This is a genomic window from Blautia intestinihominis (assembly GCF_040096655.1).
GTDB lineage: Bacteria > Bacillota > Clostridia > Lachnospirales > Lachnospiraceae > Blautia_A > Blautia_A intestinihominis.
Genome location: NZ_JBBMEI010000001.1, coordinates 170,673 through 193,002, shown reverse-complemented (window position 1 = coordinate 193,002; position 22,330 = coordinate 170,673). Strand labels below are relative to the sequence as shown.

The window sequence follows — 22,330 nt, the reverse complement described above, 5'->3', positions numbered from 1 at the left end:
TTATAGTTTTCCTGCCTCATAAAAGCTTCAATCCGGTCAATACGGAGGAACGCTTATTCTATATTTAGTTGTGATACTCCTTTCCATGCACTAAAAAACGCAGCTTGTACCAGAGAAGAGGCATTCCCTGGAAAGCTACGTTTTCGCTACATATAATTTTGACAGTATCATTCTAACATGGGTAGATTTCCCTGTAAATCGCAGAAGTGTGCCAAGTTGGGACATAAAAAGGAATAGTATGCGCCAACGAGGAAAGAAAAAAGACAATGTAGACAAAAAATATTACTAAAAAAAAGAATAAGGGTATATTGAAAATGTCTTAGATAGTTGAACATAAAAAATAAGCATATAGATTGATACTGGGATATAGCTTCGGGGATTAGGATTTATGTTTATGTGAATATGAATTTTAAAAAAGAGAATGAACGTATGGAATAAGATCTAAAATGAAAGGGGGAATGAGTATAATGAGGATTGGTGTGATTGATTCAGATGCCATATTTCAACACCCGTTTTTTTATGGCAAAAAGATAGAAATAAAAAGAATGAATCCAGGATATTGCATTAAAAATAAAAATTTCCCATTTTCTCATGCGGAATATGTATGTGCATGTATTTTGTTGGAAAATCCTACGTCTGAGATATTACTTTATAATATAATAGGTGGCAATGCTGGGAATGAGGGAGAACTACTTTACAGAAGTTTGGAAGCATTAATTGAAAAAAATGTAGATATTATTAATATTAGTTTAGGAGTAGAGATTCCATTCTCAAAAGAGCTGTATGATTTATGTAAAAAAAGTCCAGTGCCAATAGTGGCAGCACATGCAAATAATAACCAAACTGCATATCCTGCATCGTATGATAATGTTATTGGTATTAGGCGTGAGTTTGACGGAAATGTTATTCTCAAAAGGAGTGGAAATCAGAATTTATTATTGAATAATAAGACTTATGTTTCGTTTAAACAGTTAGATCAAGAACATTTGATGCAAGGCAATAGTTGGTATACAGCGAAACTTACGGGAATAATAAGTTGTTTTAGAGAAAACAAAAATCTGGGGATTGAAGATATAGTTGATTTAATAATGTCTTCTAGTCTGAACCAGATAAGTAGCGTTAAACAGAATAATTCTGAAAATGCAATTTTGGTAACTAATAGGAGTGATAACCAGAGGCAAAAAGAATTTATCAAACAATGTTTTTCTAAAGTTCATATTATAGACATAAATAATTTAGAAGCACAAAAAATAGTTGGTTATTACGATAAGTTGTTTATAGATATTGATAAATATAGCGATTTTATGTCAGCTAAAAAGGATTTGCTAAATTTTGTATATGATATCCGTGATGCTTATAAGCACTGTTATATTCGATATCCTTTTTTGGGGTATTATGATAGATACAGGTTTTTGACTGAGAAAGGAATTTTAATAGAACAGCTATATTTTTAGTAGATGATAGGAGAGTAAATGTATTCATTAACATTAGAAATTACTAAAAGATGTAATTTGAATTGTTCATATTGCTACGTGGAAAATAAAGAAAAAGTGAATATGAAATGGAAAACAGCACAATTGGCAATAGATATAGCTATGCGTGAGGCCATCAAGCAGAAAGATAAAACTTTAAGTGTGTATTTTATTGGTGGAGAACCTTTGCTTGCTTTCGGGCTTTTGAAAGAGATTATTTTTTATATAGAAAAGAAAAACGAACAAATTGGATTAAATATTTTTTATAGTACCACTACAAATGGAACTGTATTTACAACAGAGATTATAGAATTTATGATTGAAAAAAGAGTACGATTCAAAATTAGCATAGATGGTTTAGAGGATGTTCATAATGAAAACAGGAAATTTGTGAATGGTGTTGGAAGTTATAGTGAAGTTAAAGAAAAACTTGTATACAAAGAAGAATTTGAGAAAATGACAGGAATTGCTGTACATGCAGCACAACTTATTAATACTAATACGTATACTAAATTTTCAGCTTCATTTAGGCATTTACATGAATTGGGATTTCGATATATAGAAACGGAGATAAATGCCTATCAGAAATGGAATAAGGAAGATAAAATTTGTTTGTTTCAGCAAATTGATGAGGCATTTGAGTATTACATTTCTTCTAGAAATAGAGGACAACTATGGGTATGGAAATTTTATAATGATATGTTAGAAGGCTTTGTAGCAGATTATTTGCCTTTTTTCCCTTGTAAAGCAGGATTGGTTTCGTTATTTGTAACAGTGAAAGGAGAGTTATATCCTTGTATAGAAACTGGGAAAAAATATATGATAGGAAGTGTAGACAAGGGGTTAGATGCAGAGTATATAAGAAAAATTATTAAAATAGAGAAAACGCAAAATACGAGATGTTTACAGTGTAAAGAGTATAAAGAAAATAAATGTAGAATTTGCAGTTGTTTATTTGGAAATTACGAAAATACAGGAAATTGTTATATACCTTCTGAAATTAACTGTGAACTTACTCGACATGTAAACAATATATTTCGAGAAAAATATAGTGAAGAACAAGTAGCAATGCTTCGAAAGCATTATAGGAGAGAGTTGTAGTATGGGATATAAATATAGGGTGGTGGAAATTGGAGAATATGTTCTAATTATCCAAAGAGAAAAAAATATTTGTTTTAAAATGAAGAAAAAAGAATTTGAAGAAGAGGGTGACATAAAGATTCGGGAAATTATAGATGGAATTTCAAAAATGCGAAAGAAATATGATGTGACATTTCCTGAGAATAAAAAACAGATGAATACAATTTATCTATTTGTTACGGATTATTGCAATCTGAACTGTGAATTTTGTGCTATGCGTTCTAATAATAAGGATATCAAAAAAGAGAAATTGTCTCAACTTGAAGTAAAAGAACATGTAATTGATAAAATTAGGAAGGCTAACCCTAGAAAGTTAATAGTCAGTGGTGGGGAACCGTTTGTCCTAGAGGACATACTAGATATTCTTAAAGAGTTGAAGGAAAATATTAATACAAAAATAATTGTTCAGACAAATGCGACTCTATTAACAGAAAAGACTATTAAAAGCCTTAATGGAATTATTAATTCCATAGAAATTAGTACAGCCCATTATAAAAATACTGAGCAATTAAAAGAAAAGATTGCTTTATTGAATAAATACAAAATAGATGTAGTGTTAACATTTACATATCAGAATGAAAAGGAAAAGATGTTGCTTCGAGAAATCATAGATATGGCTGCATATTACGATGCTGATTTTTTGTTGCATTTTGTAGATTATGCAGGGAGTGCAGCAGATAGAGGTTATCCATTATTAAATTATCAAGAAAGGTTAAAGGTATACTGCTATTTTGCTAAATATATCATAGAAAAGGGCTATACGAATAAACGTTTTGCCGGAAATCTTTTTCATGCGGTAGAATTGAGCCATCCATGTTCAGCATTTGGAAAAATGGCTGCTTTTTTCCCTGATGGAAATATATATTTGTGTCATTCTCTGGTTAAAGAAAAATATCGAATAGGCAGTATAGAACAAGAGACGGATATAGAGCAATCGATCGAAAAAATATTGTCTAATGACAATGTGGAAAAGTTATTTTATATGCCTAATGAAAAATGTAAGACTTGCAAATTTAATTGTGTTTGTGGAGGAATGTGTCCAGCACTTATAGAAGAAGGAGTAGATTCTGACTGCACATTAAGAAAAATTATGTTTATATATAGCATGTTTATATTTGATAAAAATGAAAATATAGCAATAAATTTGGAAAGATTTATAAAATTTTGTGAAGAGGAAGAGTATCAGCAATTTTTGTGATATGTATATAATTAGTGAAAACTATTTATATAAATTTTTAATGAAAGGAGGAGTCAAAATGCTGGAACATAAAGAGAATAAGGAATTAACAGAGGCAGAAGTTAATGCGTATGATCTCGTCATTATTTGCTACGGTAAACTGAGAAAAGATTGCTTAACTGATTGCTTAGACGGTACTTATTGGTTATCACCAGAGCAGTAAGATGTGCTAGGAAAAACCCATTTTCAAAATCAGAATTTGGTTTTGAAAATGGGATTTTTCGTAAATTTATATAGAATTGAGGTAGGAAAAATGAAAGGCAATAATGAAAAAAAGGTAATAGGGCATTTAGCAAGACAGGATTTGAATAGTGTGAGGTTAAAGAAGTTTTGTGGCATTTTAACGATAATATTGTCAACAGCATTAATTATAGTGGTAACACTTTATTTTGTACAAACACAACGTTTTTCAATTCAAGATGCTGAAGGTCGGTATCAAGCGACATTTATGGATGTTAATTCTAAGGTTGTCAATAAAATGAAAGCCATGAAGAATGTTGAAATGGGAGAAACTAGAACACTGGGGACATTAAACCAGGGGACTTATAAAATTACTATAAGAACAATGACAGAGTCGTTACTAAAGTTAGGAAGATATCCCGAATTAAAGGGGAAATTACCTGAAATGGAAAAAGAAGTTGTAGTAACTGATTCATATTTAGAAGAGGTTCAATCAAAGGCCAAAATAGGTGATTCTATAGAGATAGATTTAGGAGATGGAAAAGAAAGCTATGTTATTGCAGGAATTTTACCTATGCAGAGTACTGCAGATACACATTCGATATATGTATCTGATAAATTGATTGAAAGAAAAATGCCAGGGGCTTTATATAGCATATATTTTAAAATTAACGATACTCAAGGCTGGAACGAAGCCGGAATAAAGAGTGAAATTGATAAAATAGCACAACAATTAGATGTACCAAAGGATAGCATTGTTTATTCATCTTATTATTTTTCTCTTATTAGTCAGAAAAGTATTCAATATATAAGTGTTATTTTGGGCGTGAGTTTAGTCATTGCAATTATATCAAGTATAGTTATTTATAGTATATTTTTTGTTTCTGTTTTGGAGAGAATTGGAAAATATGGACAGATGAGAACATTGGGTATGACTAAAAAGCAAATCAGAAAAATAATAAAAATAGAAGGGAATGTTTTAACTCTAAAAGGTTGTTTTTGGGGATGTGTTTTTGGGGGTATTATAGCTTACTTTATTCAACCAAAAGGATGGTATTTAGTGAATACTATTTTAATATCAGGTATGGCGAGTGCGTTTGTTTATTTTGTTGTAATGTTATCTCTTTATAAACCAGCAAAAATAGCATCTGCAGCCTCTCCAATAGAAGCATTACGATATTTTGCAGATACAGAGGTAAATATAAATAGGAAACATTCATATAAAAAAATTACATTGTGGAGATTAGCATTGTTAAGTGTGCAGCGTAATAAGAAAAAAACGTTTTTAACAATACTTTCTTTAGGAATTTGTGGAATAGTTCTTATGGCTAGCTCTTCCTACTTAAATTCTATTGATCCATATAATATGGCAAAAAAATCAATGCCAAATGGTGAAATAAAAATTGAACTTGGAACATACGGACCACAGTCTTATACGAGTAAACAATATTTTGATTTACAAAAAAATAATATTTTAAATCAAGAGTTGCTAAAAAAATTAGAGGATATGCAAGCTGTCGAATCAATTAAACAGTATAAAGGAACAGTTTGTGACATAACATTACCGAATGGCGATACAGATATTTTTGTTGTGGACGGAATACAATCGGGGGATATTACTAATTTAAAGAAATTTTTAGTAGATGGTGAAATAGATTTTAAGAAAATGCAACAGAAAAATGGAATTGTAGTTTCGGAAGCAAGTGAGTGGGAAACTTTATGGGATTGGGAAGTTAAAATTGGTGATACAATTAATATTTTAGATAGCGAGGGTGTACCAGTAAAATATGAGGTTGTAGGAATTGTAGAAAATGGTGCTGATTATGGCGGCTACAATATGGTGTATATGCCTTTATCTAATATGGAAGAATTAAGAAAAGATGTATTAAATTTAACTTATCAATTGAGTATAAAAACAACAAGTGATACAAATGTTTCAAAAACAGAAGATATGATTAGAAAGATGTTTCAAAATGAAATGCCTATCCAATTTACTACCATAGATGATGTTGCTGCTTCATATAAACAAAGGATAGATGCATATAGAAAGCCAGTTTATGGTTTAGTTATATTTGTAGGAATTTTTGGTATTGTTAATTTGCTAAATATGCTGTTTTCAAATATGGCAACACGTAAACGAGAATATGGAATGCTACAATGTGTAGGTCTAACTGATAAACAATTATCATCTATAGTAGTAAAAGAGGGAATCTTATATTCCGTTGGTTCGATTTCAATTTCTTTGATTTTTGGAACTATTTTTGGGATTATACTGTGTAATGTATTTAGTTCCTTTAGTGTTTTTGGAAAAGTGATATATCACTTCCCATTTAAAGAAATGACGGTATATTTTTCAATACTTATTATTGTTCAAATGATATTTGCCTATATAATTATTAATTTTTACAAGAGAGAGAGTCTGATAGATAGAATAAAATAGAGTATATCTACTAATAAAAGAATTTTATAAATTAATATATGGGCATTGTATTTGTTCTTTTGCTTCATAAACTGCAATATATTTTTGGTTTGAAAATTGAGTATGAGGGTGAGAAAAGATAACAGAAAAGGTAGGAAAGCGTTCAGTTGATTTCCTACCTTTCACATTATGGACTGTTAAATACTCTGTTTAATAATACGAGTGATAATCCCCACTGCAACATTCCGTTCTTCATCAATATGTGTCACAACAAAGGACACCTTATCTTTCTTCCCAACGGTGCGGCTGTCGTAGCAACTGTGAGCAATGGCGTTGACGCCCAATTCTAACCGGACAAAAACAGTTCCTTTGTGGATGTCTTCCACCGTTCCGGCATATTTTCCCTGTACCCGACAACTTTTCAGATTTTCTTTGCTGGTGTTGCCTTCCACGCTTTTTACATCTGCATGGATGGAGAGCGTTTCTGGGGAATCTCCCGGGATAGTTAAGATTCGGACCAGAATATGTTCCCCTACCTGGAATCGTTGTCAGATTATTCTAGTATGGGTGAATTTTTTTTAATTGTAGAGGTTTGTCAAGTTGAGATGAAGAAATAAAAATTTGATATATAAAGAGTTAGCCAAAATGGTTCGATATATGAATTACAAGAATATTGTAAGATACAAACGGTTAATATAGTGATAAAATAATTACCAATATAATTGTTGCAATCAATTTGAAGAGATATACATATTACTGGAGGCTTGAGATGAGAAAAGATATTATAATTATTGATGATGATAGGGATTTATGTACACTCTTGCAAGAGAGTCTTTTGCAAGAAAATATTTGTGCAGATATTTCATGCAACGGTTTTGATGGGATAAAATCAGTAAAAGATAAGGAATATCAATTAGTTGTATTGGATGTGATGATGCCAGGAATCAGTGGTTTTGAAGTTTTAGAAAGAATACGAGACATGAGTAATGTACCAATACTAATGCTTACAGCGAAAGATGACAGCACCTCAAAAGTAAAAGGGTTGCGGGCGGGAGCTGATGATTATTTGACAAAACCTTTTGAAATGGAAGAGTTTTTTGCAAGAGTATTATCTCTAATAAGACGTTACACACGTTTAAATAATATGGCTAGTAAAGCAATTTTGAAATATGGCGATTTAAGAATTGACTTAGAAAGTGGCATAGTAGAATTGTCTGGTGAAGAGCTTAAATTATCTGCAAAAGAATATGATGTACTTATATATCTTGCAAAAAATCAAGGAAAAATTCTCACGAAGAAACAAATATACGAAAATGTTTGGAACGAAGAGTATGTATATGATGATGATAACATAATGGCAGTTATTAGCAGATTGAGAAAGAAAATAGAGCGAACAGCAGAAAATTCGTATATTCAGACTGTAAGAGGTCTTGGATATAGATTCAATAAGGAGTTATGAGATAAATGAAATTATTTTATGTGGTGCTAGTCATACTTTTATTTTATAATTTGGGATTGACACTTTATGTGTTTAAAATTAATAGAAGACTAAAAGAGTTCAATCAAATACTTTTAGAAATAGAGAAAGGTCAAAGCAAACAAAAGTTTCTATTGAAAAAAAATAATAGGATAGATCAAGTTGGATTTAGAGTAAATTCTATATTGTATAAATATGAAAAAAGGATCGAAGAGAGTAACATAGAGTTGGAAGCAAATAAGCAACTCATGACAAGTTTATCACATGATGTCAGAACACCCATGACAACCTTAATAGGGTATTTGGACGCTCTAGATTTAAAACTGGTAAGTTCAGATAAAGAGGAACAATATCTAAGACTAGCGAAAGAAAAGGCGTATGACTTAAAAAAATATATCGAAGTGTTATTCGAGTGGTTTAGGATTAATTCAGATGAGGAACAGTTGGAAATAAAAGCAGTTGACATTACTGAAGAAACCAGAAGGATTTTTTTGGATTGGATCCCTATAATAGAAGAACATCGAATAGGATATAATATAGAAATTCCTGAGAAAGCTATAATTGTTGAGATTGATGAGGATTGTTATATGAGGGCTATAAATAATATTGTGCAGAATATTTTTACTCATAGCAAAGCAGCAAACATATCAATAACAGCATCAGAGGGGAATGGTAAATTTAGACTCGAGATAGGTGATGATGGGATAGGGATAGCAAAGGAAGATTTGAATTATATTTTTGAAAGATTATACCGGTGTAATAAAGGAAGATCCGGAAAAGGGAATGGACTGGGATTAAATATTTCAAAATTATTGCTAGAGAAAATGGGTGGGACAATTAGTGCATTTAGTGAACCGGGTAAAGGAACAGTATTTTGTATTGAATTTTCAGTTATACAAAGGTAACAAAAAAGATGATACGTTCGAGTATCATCTTTTTCGTATTAAATAAATTACAAGGTTCTTGTCAGGTTTCTGTCAGGTTCCTGTCAGAAAAATATATTATACTGTAAAACATAGAAGATTCTGAAAGGAGAAAAACCAAATGTCACAATACATTATACAAACACGTGATTTAACTAAAACATATGGAGAACAGAAAAGTGTTTCCAATCTAAATATGCATGTAAGAAAGGGAAAGATATATGGACTTTTAGGGAGAAATGGAGCTGGAAAAACCACAACTATGAAAATGCTGCTAAACCTCATAGAACCGACATCAGGTTCCATACGTATTTTTAATAGAGATATAAGGCTTGAAGAGAAAAAAATATTACCTCGAATAGGATCACTGATTGAAAGTCCTGGATTTTACCCTAATTTGACAGGTACGGAAAATCTTAGAATTTTTGCGAAATTGAGAGGAATCCCAAGAACTGATGCTATCGAACAGGCATTAAAACTTGTTAATTTACCATATAAAGATAAAAAGTTATATTCGCAGTATTCATTAGGAATGAAACAGCGATTAGCTATAGCATTAGCGGTAATGCATGATCCAGAAATATTAATTTTGGATGAACCAATTAATGGCTTAGATCCGATAGGAATCGCAGAAATAAGAACATTTATAGAAGATTTATCTAAAAATAGAGGGAAAACTATATTGATCTCTAGCCATATACTTTCAGAAATTGCTGTTTTAGCAGACGATATTGGTATCATTGATAAAGGCGTACTCATTGAAGAGGGAAGTATGAAGGAATTAGAAGAAAAAAATGGAAAATATATACACTTCAAGGTTTCTGATAATGCCCAAGCAGCAAGAATACTGTCAGTGTATTATAAAGAATCAAATTTTAAGGTATCAGGAAACCAAGATATAAATGTGTATAATCTCAGTATATCAATACCAGATATAGTTCGTTCCTTTGTTCAAGAAGGAGTAGACGTGATGGACGCTCATTTGTGTGAAGATACTTTAGAGGACTATTTTAAAAAAGTGACAGGAGGGGAAGGAATTGCTTGATTTAGTCAGATGTGAGTTTACAAAATTGAAAAGAAGGAAAATCACGCTCATGCTGATTGTATTATCATGTTTTTTCCCCTTAATTGTGGTTATGACAACTAAGAACGGGATGTCTGGTGATCTGAGCACACATTATTTGAAAATGAGGTTTGATTTATCCTTTACTATGACACAGGGCTATGGTCTTGTATTCCTTGCACCTTGTTTAATAGGAATGCTTGCGACAATCTTGTTCTTTATGGAACGAGATAATGATACATTTAAAAATATTAAAACAGTGCCCGTGACAATTACCAAAATGATCCTTGCAAAGATCTGTGTACTTTTTATATATGGAACTCTTTTTAGCCTGACGAGTGTATCATTTACAATATTCTTTTCATGGATATTGAAGGTTGGTATTATATATGATTTAGCATACAAGCTAGGATTTAGTATTATATTTGGGCTTGTGATAACGATAGCGTCACTTCCTATTGTGGTTATAATAGTATATTTTAATAAATCCTATTTAGTGTCTACATTGTTGGCATTTTTTTATTCGATTCTAAATTGGGGAATTATCGGTTTATTTGAAACAATGGCAGTGAAAGGTACCGCAAAATTTCTAAATCTATTTCCAGTTATATGTGCGATGGACTGGACAAGCGGTAAACTGGTAGATCATGTAATAAAAGATAATTTGTCAAAAGAAGCATATATTATGTTTCCGTCAGATCTTTATGCATTTTTGGTATTAGGAGTAACATTGTTCTTATCTTTAATGCTTATGATTAGATTTTATAAAAAATGGACGAGGTAATTTAAATGGGAAATATTATATCAACAGAGTTATTAAAAATTAAAAGATATTCAGTTGTAAAAGCTGGATTAGTTATGATGTCGCTATCTGTGTTAATGAGTTGCTTTTATTCAATTGCAAGCACAAATAAAGTATGGGATTTTCAGTATTTTATACAGCAGGTAATTATTAGTAATTGTACATTATTTTTCCCGATTATTATTACATTAGTCGCTGTGTACATTATTTCCAGAGAAACAACAGATGATACATTAAAATCTATTTTAACAGTACCTATTTCATATAAAAAGTTACTTATTGCTAAATTTTGGCTGCTTTTATTTTTAACTATAGTATTTAGTATTTTTAACGCTCTTTTGTCAATATGTTTTAATGCTTTTTTAGGATTTTCTGGAATGAATATTCATATGATGCTGATGTCAGCCGCTCAGATTATTGTATCTGACATATTGGTGTATATATCAGTACTTCCCATTATTATTGTTTGTGCTTTTGCAGAAGGAAAATCATTGCTGGGAGTTGCCGTTGCATTCATCTACGGATATTTTGCAACAATGGAAGGAAGTATGCTTAATTGGTTTCCAATCAAGGCTGCAATGATACTTGTTGATCCTAAATGCGGAAGCGAATATGGAATAACATATAAAATTCCTCCTGCGGCGATGTCTATAATTGGGGTTTTGGTGGTTTCCATACTATTGTTTCAAATGCTAAACAGAACCAAAAAGAATGTTTATATGAAATCAAAAAGAAAAGTAAAGGTAAAACAAACAAGACGGAAAGGGTGGTAAAAAATGGTGGATTGAATGTAAAGAAATGTTGTCCGTAATCATAATCATAAACAATTTTAATATATGTTTGTAAGGAAGGAGAAGAGAAAATACATACTGCTAGTCAAGTGAACTTAACAGAACCTTTTAAGGAAATGAGAAATGAAAAAATAAATATCTTAGGATGAACCTGAAGGGTTCTGTATTCCTGCAGTATTTTGTGAAAAATTAAATCGTATAGATATAGACATTTTGAATTTACATATGGTATCTATGCAAGAAGCAGTTAGGAGCGTGCCTTATGAAGAAAAATTATAGAAATCCAATGACAAGACCAGAAAATTTTATGAATCCGGCAGGAAATGTAATGAAGGAAATTAAAGAGGCGGATTTAAACAATTTTTCCGCAGGTGCTGGTGAACCAAGAGTTTCCGATGGCTCTCAGTTCTGTACATCAACAAAAGAATGTAACTGGGGAACAATTATGTTTGTTTGCTGTTAGTTTATGAGAGTGGTATGAAACCACAGGTATGATGACTACTGAATGAATAGGTTTGGCTTCTATGCATAGATATCATATGCAAATTCAAAATTTTTTACGTAATGGAGGAGATTATTATGGATAAAAATAATTGTGACAATAATTCCTATTTTTATGAAAGAAATTATTATAAGGATGTTCCAATCAAAGATACTCAAATATTAGAATATTGGAATAACATTTTAGGTAAAGATGTTATTGAATTAATAGATAAGGCTTATGGGGTTTCTATAGAGCAGATATTATTTTCAGAGTATTCGTTAAATCATAAATATATTAGCTTTGCAACGTTAAATCAGGAATATTCTGATATGTGTAATGAGAAGGCTATATCCTATTTGACTAAAAAAGGAACAAAAGTATTATTTGATCAATTTGTTCTCAGGTTTCTGGGATATGGGAAACGGGTTTTAGAAAGAAAGAGTAGAAAAGGATATATTGTTAAAGTAGTTCAGGACTGTTTTTTGAAAAATTTAGCGGAAAGGATTTTAGATGTTTCTTTAAGCACTCTTATTTTTGAAATGTATTTAGCAAAAGAACAAGGAGAACTTAGAGGAAATGATGAAGCAGAAGAATATAAAGACTATAATCAGAGATTTCTTGGTAATGATAAGTATATAAAAGAATTATTTTCCATATATCCAGGTCTTAAAAGAATGCTGATAGAATTAATGGAAAATTTGGCAAATAATTATATATTATTGCAGGAAAGAATGGAAAAGGATACTTTACTTTTAGAAGATAAATTTGGTGGGAAAAAGGGCTGGACTGAAGTAAAAAACATAAGAACGAGTGGTTCAGATTCACATAAGAAAGGAAATAGTGTTTTTTTAATTCAGTTTCAAGATGGAAGAAAAATAGTTTATAAACCACACGGACTGAAGGTGGAGAAAGCATATCAGTCATTTTTGGAGTTTATTTCTTCCAATTGTAAAAAGGACTTTAAGCAATTTTTGATTTTAGATTGTGGGGACTATGGATGGGAAGAATTTGTAGTTAATCTTCCTTGTAACAGTGAGGCTGAAGTCAGGAATTATTATTATCGGATAGGAGTGCTTGTTTTTTGCAATTATATATTAAATGTCAATGATATACATACTGAAAATCTTATTGCTAATGGGGGATATCCGGTTGTTGTAGATGCCGAGACTGTCTTAGATAATAAAAGGGAGAAAAAGAAAAAATCAGGTAGAGAAAAAATTTACGATAAGATACATGAATCAGTGTTGTATTCTGGAGTACTGCCTTTTTATAAATACACTAAAAATGGAAAAGGTATAAATATGAGTGCTCTTAATGGCCAAGAGGGAGAGCAATATCCAATACTGATTCCAAGATTAAAAAATGCTGGGACATCAAATATGCATTATGAATATGAAAGACCTATTACTCAAGCTAGTAATAATTTACTGAGACTGGGGGAAAAGGTAAAAGAACCTAATCAGTATATAGATGAGATATGCGAAGGTTTTTTTGACGCATATACATTTTGTTTGGACAATAAGAAGCTTATATTAAACTATGTTTCGATATTTGAAAATATTGAAGTTAGGCATTTAGTCCAAGATACTCAGCGGTATTCCATGCTATTGCACACATCATACAATCCGGATTTTCTTCAAGATGCGAAAGATAGGCAACTATTTTTGTGTGCAGTGTTAAAAAATGTGGAACAGATGCAAGGGAATATGGAAATTGCAAAACTGGAAATAAAGGATATGCTGAATATGGATATTCCATATTTTTATAGCAATACTTCAAAAGAAGATCTTTATGGATCAGAAGGGGAAGTGGTGAAGAACTATTTTGCTGAGTCTAGTATTCAACATCTTAGAAATAAGATCTGTTCTATGGGCAAGAAAGATAGAGAAGAACAGATTAGATTTATAAAAATAATTTTAACAGATTTGAATGATGTAAAAGTTGAGAAACCTAAAAAAGATATAAATGAACTTTGTATAAGTAGAAGCGATAATGAACATGGACAAAAGGAATATAAAAAAAATGCCATATTAAAAATTTTACATACATTAGAGCAAAAAGCTTTTTATGGTGATGATGGGCAGGATATAAATTGGATAGGAATAACATCTATTGGAAATTCTGAAAATTCTTCTTGGAATATCCAACCATTAGGGGTTTATTTATATGAAGGATTAGGAGGAATTGCCCTTTTTTATAATGCACTACAGCAATCAGATTTTGATGTGGATTTGTCAGCAGCCTGCAAAGCATTTGAGACCATGATGTTTCAATATACCGATGATATGTTGGAACGATCCACGGATTTAGAAAAGGAAAGTAGCGGTGCTTATGCGGGGGAAGCTTCTGTTATATATGTATACGAAGTTTTATATAAGATAACAGGAAAACAAAAATATTTAGAATATGCAGAAAAACATTGCAAAATTTTAGAGTATGCATTGAAAGCAGATGAAAATAATGATCTGATTTATGGTAATGCAGGTGCCGTTATTGTTCTTCTTAATCTTTATCACTTAGCTCAAAAGGATATATATTTGCAATTGGCGTGCGAAGCAGGGAACATTCTTATAAAAAATCAGAATAAGGGTAAGTGGTGCTGCGGAAACGGGCAGAGCTTATCTGGGCTGTCACATGGAATTACAGGTATAATTTATGCTCTTACAAAGTTAAATAATGAGCAATTTCATATTGAATATCAAAAGGCAATACACTCTGGATTAATATATGAAAATACCATGTATTCTGATAAATATAATAATTGGTTAGACAATCGGGAGGAGGCAAAAAAAGAAGAAAACTCTGATAATAGATGCATGGCAGCATGGTGTCATGGGGCACCAGGGATTTTATTGGCAAGAAGTAAGATGTATAACCTGGTTAAAGACAGTAGTGATTATATAACAGTACAATGTGATATTGAACGTGCACTATTTGCGACAAAAATGTATGGATTTACAGATAATGACTGTCTATGTCATGGGAATTTGGGGAATACAGAAATATTACTTGAATATTCAAAAGAATGTAATGATGAAGAAGTAAGACATATGATGTTGTCTGCGAGAACACAAATTGCTATGGATATTATAAATGAAAATTACGATTGTGCAAGGTCTTATTTGCATGGGTATAAGATACCAGGATTTATGACAGGAATCTCAGGAATGGGATACTCTCTATTAAGAGATTTGTACCCAGAATTACCATGCATTTTGGCTCTGGAGATTTAGGAGCGTAATTGCTAAGTAATATTTAACAAAGGGAGGAACTTGATGTTTCAAAAAAAAGTGCATTATGTTTCACAGCTAGGAAGCATGGATTGTGGCATAGCATGTCTGACAATGATTCTTAATTATTACGGGTGTAAAAGTGATATCGTGGACATAGGGGCAGAGATTCAGATTGGCAGAGACGGTATGACCTTAGCTCAAATGAAAGAATTAGCAGAAAAGTATGGATTTAAATTTGCTGCATACCAGTATAATCATGAAGAAAAAAACTTAATAGAGTATCTTCCAGCCATTTTGTGTAATGATTCCCACTATGTGGTAGTTGATAAAACTAAGAAGAAAGGAAAATATATTCTGTTTGATCCAGCAAATGGAAAAAGAGTTGTCGATTTTTTAGAATTAAAAAACGGATACAAGGATATTCTTGTATCCGTTATTCCAAGTAGAAATATTAAGAAAATAAAAAAAACCAAATTTAAAATAGAGGTAAAATTCTCTCAATTTATGATTGCAATTATGTTGATGCTTATGTGTCAACTTATTACATTAGCTGTTCCAATGGTTGTGCAAAAAGTAATAGATAGTTTATCTTCTGCCCATATTACAATTCATATATGGAAAATTACACTTTTAGTTCTTCTGATTATGTGTGCCCATTTTGTATTGAGCTTACTAAGACAGAAAATTTTATTGAATATTAACATGAAACTTTTTAAAACAATGATTTCTAATATGATTCATAAAATTTTCCGTTTGGATGTAAGTTTTTTTGAATGGCATTCCGCAGGTGACATAGGGAACCGTTTCAATAGTATAAATCAGTTGAACGACATTCTTACCAATGGATTTATAAACATTATAATCCAAGGGATTACATCCTTGGTATGTTTAGCTGTTATGACCAGTATATCTCCATATTTGACTGCATTTGTTCTAGTTGTTTCTATTATACAGATCGCCATAATGATTTTATTAAATGGTAAAAATCTCATAAAGACGAAAGAGTATATATACTCACAGAGTACAATACAGGGAGAACTGATAGATACTCTGGAGAATATAATGGAAATAAAATGTATGGGGATGGATAATGCAGTTAAATCAAATTTACAAAATTCTTATAGTAAGTTAATAGAAAGATTCAAGGGAAAAACTCGAATTAGTAATTTGATGAATAGTTTTTCCTCAACCTTAAACTTGATTTTCCCTTTAATGATTTACGTGATTGGAAGTTATAGTGTGAAGCAAGGAGGGTTAACGATAGGACAACTTATAGCCTATGCAACCTTAGTGGGATATTTTACAGCACCTTTTACTACCGTTGTATTGTTGTTACCGAGTATCAATAGTATTAAAGAAGTGCTTTTACGTTATAAGGAACTAATGATTTTTAGAGAAAATTATCATACGGGAGTTCTTGTACCTGGAAAATTTGAAAATTTAAAAATAAGTTCGGTTTCATATTGCTACAATAGTGGGCAGGCATACGCATTGAATAATGTTTCTCTTGATCTTAGGCGAGGCGAGAGAATTGCTATTGTTGGTTTATCGGGTAGTGGAAAATCAACCTTGATAAAAGCCATACTGGGTGCCGTGGATATTAATCAAGGATGTATTGAGATAAATAATTATGATATCAGATCAATGTCGAAGGAACAGATTTATAAATGGTTTTCAGTAGTTACTCAAAATCCTATGTGCTTAAATGCAAGTATAAGAAAGAATATTGATATTATAGGTGATGCTCCGGATGAGAAAATATGGAAGGTACTAGACATTGTAGCATTAAAAGAGGAAGTTTTAAGTATGCCGTTGGGATTGGATACACTTGTTGGAGAAGGAGGACAAAATATTTCAGGTGGTCAAAAACAGCGTATTGCCATAGCAAGAGCTCTGCTTAGCGATACGGAGGTAGTTATTTTTGATGAAGCTACCAGTAATCTGGATCAGCTTACAGAAAAGAAAATTTATGATAACCTAAGGTCTACCAATAAAACGCAAATTATCATTACTCATAGACTTTCCTCTATTCGAGATACGGATTATATCTATGTATTGAACAGGGGAAGCATCATTGAACAGGGAACACATTTGGATTTGATGAAGAAAAAGGGATGGTATTTTGAGAGTATTCAATGACAGATAGGAATTAAATTATGATATGAAAAGCCATTGTATGGGGAGGTATTACAGATGAAGAAGAAAGAGATAGTTATTGGGGTGAGCGTACTGATTAGTGCATCACTTCCCATTTCAGTTTATGCTGCTTCAAATGAAAGTATGAGTTCTAGAGGTTTTATAATTGATGAAACTAATGAGTTTGAGGATATCGTTAAGCAAATTTTAGATGTTAAGTCAAAACATCCGGAATGGAGTGAACAGCAGATAAGTGATTTTATGGATCAGATTCATGCTATTAAGAAAGATGGCGTCATAGACATTTGGAACGCACTTACTTCTTCTGAGAAAAAATTAGTGATTCGATATCCGTTTGATGCACTAAAAGTCAATAAAGCAAAGGAAATTGCCACTAAACAAACCGAAAGAAAATTCGGAAAAAATGGTTTGGGTGACAGGAGTGACGCATTTAGACACGGAATATGGAATGCCGAAATGACAGTTTTGATAGGAAGTGAAAAAGCAGAGCTTTTTGCGACAGCACATGAAGATAAAGATACTACTGGAAACGAAAGCGATGGATATACAAAAGATGAGCACAAAAAAATGGATTTACATAACAATGAAATAGGGAGGAAATTAGGTGCAGATAACCTATCTGCACCAGAAGAGAAAATGGCGGAAATCATATATGACGAGATAATGAGAGAAGATTCGCTGTTTGTATGGCTGCATGAATGAAAAAGTTAGAACGTATGAACTGAAATGAAATATATCTCTAAGACAGTCGCAGATATTTTATTGATGTTTAGATATCTGTGACTGTTTTTGAATAGAAATAATAGTCGTTAAAAATGTCTGCTCTGACTAAATTTGAAAGAAGAATCAGAATGAGAACCAAGTACTAATGTATAGCCATGAATTAGATGTGAAATCTGTTAAATGATGGTCAAATGAGAATGAGGGGGCTGTAGAAAAATATTTATCAACATATTATTTGTCGATTTAGTTTAAGTAATGACAATAACAATAATAAAGGGGGACTTGATTTCTCATATCCCCCAGTGTATAATCTAATTAAGAAAGGTAATCAGATGCAAGATCTGATGCCCTCAGTAAAATTTAATTTTTTTCTATGTTAAGACATAGCATCCATCAAACTTTCTCAGGGTTTATCGTGGATGCTATTTCTTATCATGTCGATTATCTATGTAAGTCAGAGCCGCAAAAACTACTAAAAGCAATGTGAGTACTTCCATTGTGTTCATGGGCATCACCCTCCTTTAAAAACTAGAGGGCTGGTCGAAATTGCATCCGCATCTCTTTCTCGATTAGCTATACTCGCTCAGTATAGCATGGAATATCTTGTATCGCAATAAGAAATGGATGTAGTGAGCTCCTTTTCATATTGCTTTTGGTAATCAGATATTTTGTTTGATAATCCTTGTAATGATGCCAACAGCAACATTCCGTTCTTCATCAATATGTGTCACAACAAAGGACACCTTATCTTTCTTCCCAACGGTGCGGCTGTCGTAGCAACTGTGAGCAATGGCGTTGACACCCAATTCTAACCGGACAAAAACAGTTCCTTTGTGGATGTCTTCCACCGTACCGGCATATTTTCCTTGTACCCGACAATTTTTCAGATTTTCTTTGCTGGTGTTGCCTTCCACGCTTTTTACATCTGCATGGATAGAGAGCGTTTCCGGGGAATCTCCCTGGATAGCTAAGATCCGGACCAGAATATGTTCCCCTACCTGGAATCGTTCCCTGGCATCACCCAGCCAGTCAAAAGACAGATCTCTTGCAAGGATGGAAGTTTCTACACCAAAGATTTCTGCCCGGACTACTTTTTCAGCAACGGCAATGACTCTGGCCTGCACAATACGGTCTTCGTGGATTTTATTCTGTCCGGAAGAGTCCTGATCAAAATAGAAAATCTGACGTTTCTTCAGCATAGCATCTTTCCGGCTGGCAACGATGCTTCTGGATTTGGTATCCAGTCCTTTGATTACAAAGTCGATTTCACAACCAAGCATGTTATTAAGGACTTTGTTCTGTCTAAGAGAGAAATCTCCGTAATCATGAGTTTCATCTTGGATCAGATTGATCATCATTTCCGAGATAGGGATGACTGCCCGATAATCTTTATAGTAAATAATTGCTATTAAGCTGCCGGCTTCGGTCTTTTCAATACCTCCCAGAATGCCGGTGAGAATTTTCCGGGTACGATAGGCATTTTGGATGTCATGCCAGATTAAATCCGCTTTTGATTGAGCAGTTTCTAATACAGTATCGGAGTCAAGGGTTAAAATAGGGGTGTTCAGGTTCATTGTTTCGTTTGCCATAAATGTTATCTCCTTTCAAAATGTGTTATGACATGATGGAATCTTTATCTAAAGGAACCATGCCAGAGTCGGGGGAATCTTCTATAAAATTTTCCTGAAAGAAATGAATAATCCGGTGCCCGTGTCCCTGCTGTCCGGTGACAGGAAACCGCAAATCCGTTTTTTAGGAAACCATCCTTCCGGTAGTGGAAACCTTTATCATAAATCCTTTAGAATGTAATCATGCACCAGCTGGTGTAAATTCATTCAAAGGAGGTCATGACCATGACCAAGTATCGAGAGATTCTCAGGCTAAAAAGTCTGGGACTCAGTCAGCAGAGCATTGCCGACAGCTGCAATGTCTCCAAGAAAACGGTTAATCGCGTTTTGAAGCGTGCAAAGGAATTAAATATTTCCTGGCCGCTTGATAAAAGCGATACCGATGCTGTTCTTGCAGAAATGTTTTTTCCTTCTACAAAGCAAGTCAGATCCAATAAACGGATGCCTAACTACGATTATGTCCATAAAGAATTACTCCGTAACGGAGTCAGTAAGAAACTCTTGTGGACAGAATACATGGAGGATTGTCATGCAAATGGCGAAGAACCACTTATGTATTCCCAGTTCTGCTATCACATCCAGCAGGATGAGCAGAAACGACGTGCTACCATGCATATCAACCGGAAACCTGGTGAGCAGGTTGAGGTCGATTGGGCAGGAGATCCTGCAACAATCCTTGATCCGGATACCGGTGAGATCACCAAAGCCTATATATTTGTCGGCGTGATGACTTATAGTCAGTACGCATATGTGGAAGCATTTCTGGATATGAAGCAGAAATCATGGATTAATGCCCATGTTCATATGTATGAATATTTTGGTGGTGTTGCCAGAATTCTCGTACCGGATAACTGTAAAACAGCGGTTGTCCACAATGGTGGCTTTAAAGACCAGCAGGTCAATGAAACTTATCAGGAAATGGCCGAATACTACGGCACCGCTATTATCCCGGCGCGTGTCAGGGCTCCAAAAGATAAGCCGAATGCTGAGGGGACAGTAGGAAATATTTCTACTTGGATCACAGCAGCTCTTCGGAATGAACAGTTCTTCTCCCTTGCCGAATTGAATCTAGCAATCAGAGATAAGCTGGAACTGTTCAACCAAAGGCTCTTTCAGAAGAAAGAGGGTAGTCGGCGAAGCTTATTTCTTGGGGAAGAAAAACCATTGCTGTCACCATTACCTGCTACCCGTTTTGAACTGAGTGACTGGAAAGCAGCCACTGTCCAGTTCAATTATCACATATCTGTGGACGGAATGCTATACTCCGTTCCGTACGAATACATTAAAAAGAAAGTTGATATAAGGGTAACAGACACCACGATTGAAATTTTCTACAACCATAACCGCATTGCTTCCCATCGTCGTCTAAAAGGACGCCCTGGGCAGTACAGCACCATTACTGAACATATGCCGGCAGACCACCAGAAGTATCTGGAATGGAACGGTGACCGCTTCCGTAAATGGGCTGAGCGGATTGGCATAAATACGTACACTGCAGTCAATGCAATATTGACCTCCAAAAGTGTGGAACAACAAACCTACCGAAGCTGTATGGGGCTTCTTAAGCTTGCTGAGAAGTACTCAGATGCGTTACTGGAAGCTGCCTGTAAAAAGGCATTATCCTATACAGCATCACCCAGTTACAAGAGTATTAAAAACCTACTTGTAACCGGTTCAGAAAAGCTGGCATCGGAAGCAATCGATACCAAGACCACACATAAAGCACATGGCATCACACGAGGTGCCGATTACTATCGGAGGTAAACACATATGACCAATCAGAGTACAATGGATAAGTTAATAGAAATGCGCCTTACCACAATGGCAGATGCATTCCGCAATCAACTCAATGACCCAAAATTCAAGGAGGTTCCCTTTGAGGATCAATTCGGTATGCTGGTGGATATCGAATACAGCAGTCGCAAAAACAACCGTCTCAAAAGACTGATCAAGAATGCCGGTTTCGATCAGCCGGAAGCGAATATCATGGATATCAACTATACTTCCGGACGCAAGCTAAACAAGGAACTGATTCGCAGACTTGCTACCTGCGAATATATATCTGAACATCGGAATCTTTTTATTACCGGTGCTACAGGCTGCGGTAAAACTTACATGGCCTGTGCCTTTGGCATGGAAGCCTGTAAGCAGTATTACAATACCAAATATATCCGTCTGCCTGATCTGCTTATTGATCTGGAGGTGGCACGGACAGATGGCAACTACAAAAAGGTGATGGCTAAGTATGCCAATCCCGTTGTCCTGATTTTGGACGAATGGCTTCTATTGAAACCAACGGAATCTGAACAAAGAGATATCTTCGAACTACTCCATCGGAGACGCAAGAAATCTTCAACGATTTTTTGCTCCCAGTATGAGTTCGAGGAATGGTACGACCAACTGGGTGGTGATGATAGTCCTCTGGCAGATGCAATCATTGACCGCATTGCTCATGACAGTTATCGTATCAACATTACAAGCATTGATGCCGAACATGATATCTCGATGCGAGAGGTTTATGGCTTGGACAAAACATTACGTGAGTAAACTCGCATAAGCGGTTCCCGCTAGCCCGGACAGACGGTTTCCCGTCTGCCGGAC

The 22,330-nt window shown here is 33.7% G+C and carries 18 protein-coding genes; 16 read left to right on the top strand and 2 right to left on the bottom strand.

The window, feature by feature from the left end:
* Positions 1–467: 467 nt before the first annotated feature.
* From WMO75_RS00815 to WMO75_RS00795, 5 genes are read left to right on the top strand one after another with little or no spacing between them, the layout of a single operon-like run.
* Positions 468–1,454: a S8 family serine peptidase gene (locus WMO75_RS00815; protein ID WP_025580261.1), complete on the top strand. Its 987-nt coding sequence runs from the start codon at positions 468–470 to the stop codon at positions 1,452–1,454.
* Positions 1,455–1,472: 18 nt separating this feature from the next.
* Entirely contained in the window at positions 1,473–2,573 is a 1,101-nt protein-coding gene (locus tag WMO75_RS00810; protein WP_117843972.1) for a radical SAM protein, read from the top strand.
* Position 2,574: 1 nt separating this feature from the next.
* Complete coding sequence (locus WMO75_RS00805; protein WP_025580259.1) at positions 2,575–3,810, top strand: radical SAM/SPASM domain-containing protein; 1,236 nt, start codon at positions 2,575–2,577, stop codon at positions 3,808–3,810.
* 58 nt (positions 3,811–3,868) lie between these two features.
* Complete coding sequence (locus WMO75_RS00800; RefSeq protein ID WP_173684410.1) at positions 3,869–4,012, top strand: hypothetical protein; 144 nt, start codon at positions 3,869–3,871, stop codon at positions 4,010–4,012.
* 3 nt (positions 4,013–4,015) lie between these two features.
* Positions 4,016–6,469, top strand: a complete 2,454-nt coding sequence (locus tag WMO75_RS00795) for an ABC transporter permease (RefSeq protein ID WP_025581297.1) — start codon at positions 4,016–4,018, stop codon at positions 6,467–6,469.
* A 176-nt stretch (positions 6,470–6,645) separates the two neighbouring features.
* Here the strand turns inward: WMO75_RS00795 and WMO75_RS00790 are convergent, their stop codons facing one another.
* Positions 6,646–6,900, bottom strand: a complete 255-nt coding sequence (locus WMO75_RS00790; RefSeq protein WP_226824571.1) for a hypothetical protein — start codon at positions 6,898–6,900, stop codon at positions 6,646–6,648.
* A 317-nt stretch (positions 6,901–7,217) separates the two neighbouring features.
* On the opposite strand from WMO75_RS00790, the gene WMO75_RS00785 reads away from it, so the two are divergent.
* The 9 genes from WMO75_RS00785 to WMO75_RS00745 all read left to right on the top strand — a co-directional run bounded on the left by WMO75_RS00785 (position 7,218) and on the right by WMO75_RS00745 (position 18,080).
* Positions 7,218–7,907: a response regulator transcription factor gene (locus WMO75_RS00785; RefSeq protein WP_025580962.1), complete on the top strand. Its 690-nt coding sequence runs from the start codon at positions 7,218–7,220 to the stop codon at positions 7,905–7,907.
* A gap of 5 nt (positions 7,908–7,912) precedes the next feature.
* Entirely contained in the window at positions 7,913–8,830 is a 918-nt protein-coding gene (locus WMO75_RS00780) for a sensor histidine kinase (protein ID WP_117843973.1), read from the top strand.
* Positions 8,831–8,969: 139 nt separating this feature from the next.
* Positions 8,970–9,893: an ABC transporter ATP-binding protein gene (locus WMO75_RS00775; protein WP_055151469.1), complete on the top strand. Its 924-nt coding sequence runs from the start codon at positions 8,970–8,972 to the stop codon at positions 9,891–9,893.
* Positions 9,886–10,695 carry an ABC transporter permease gene (locus WMO75_RS00770; RefSeq protein ID WP_059085304.1) on the top strand — a complete coding sequence of 270 codons (810 nt, stop codon included), beginning with the start codon at positions 9,886–9,888 and terminating at the stop codon, positions 10,693–10,695. The genes WMO75_RS00775 and WMO75_RS00770 overlap by 8 nt, the downstream gene beginning before the upstream one ends.
* Positions 10,696–10,700: 5 nt before the next feature.
* On the top strand, positions 10,701–11,486 hold the full coding sequence (locus WMO75_RS00765; protein WP_117843975.1) for an ABC transporter permease: 786 nt from the start codon (positions 10,701–10,703) through the stop codon (positions 11,484–11,486).
* Positions 11,487–11,766: 280 nt separating this feature from the next.
* On the top strand, positions 11,767–11,967 hold the full coding sequence (locus WMO75_RS00760) for a plantaricin C family lantibiotic (RefSeq protein ID WP_025580957.1): 201 nt from the start codon (positions 11,767–11,769) through the stop codon (positions 11,965–11,967).
* A 116-nt stretch (positions 11,968–12,083) separates the two neighbouring features.
* Positions 12,084–15,221, top strand: a complete 3,138-nt coding sequence (locus WMO75_RS00755; protein ID WP_271727088.1) for a type 2 lanthipeptide synthetase LanM family protein — start codon at positions 12,084–12,086, stop codon at positions 15,219–15,221.
* A gap of 42 nt (positions 15,222–15,263) precedes the next feature.
* Complete coding sequence (locus WMO75_RS00750; protein WP_025580955.1) at positions 15,264–17,360, top strand: peptidase domain-containing ABC transporter; 2,097 nt, start codon at positions 15,264–15,266, stop codon at positions 17,358–17,360.
* 54 nt (positions 17,361–17,414) lie between these two features.
* The gene (locus WMO75_RS00745; protein ID WP_025580954.1) at positions 17,415–18,080 is read left to right on the top strand and encodes a DUF6973 domain-containing protein; all 666 of its coding nucleotides are present in this window, start codon (positions 17,415–17,417) and stop codon (positions 18,078–18,080) included.
* 680 nt (positions 18,081–18,760) lie between these two features.
* Here WMO75_RS00745 and WMO75_RS00740 read toward each other — a convergent pair.
* Positions 18,761–19,690, bottom strand: coding sequence for an RNA-binding protein (locus WMO75_RS00740; protein ID WP_114002470.1), 930 nt, complete (start codon positions 19,688–19,690; stop codon positions 18,761–18,763).
* 264 nt (positions 19,691–19,954) lie between these two features.
* Here WMO75_RS00740 and istA point away from each other — a divergent pair, with 264 nt between their 5' ends.
* The gene (istA, locus tag WMO75_RS00735; protein WP_025579562.1) at positions 19,955–21,493 is read left to right on the top strand and encodes an IS21 family transposase; all 1,539 of its coding nucleotides are present in this window, start codon (positions 19,955–19,957) and stop codon (positions 21,491–21,493) included.
* Positions 21,494–21,499: 6 nt separating this feature from the next.
* Positions 21,500–22,276 (top strand): IS21-like element helper ATPase IstB, encoded by a 777-nt coding sequence (gene istB / locus WMO75_RS00730; protein ID WP_019161580.1) that lies wholly within the window; start codon positions 21,500–21,502, stop codon positions 22,274–22,276.
* Positions 22,277–22,330 lie beyond the last annotated feature (54 nt).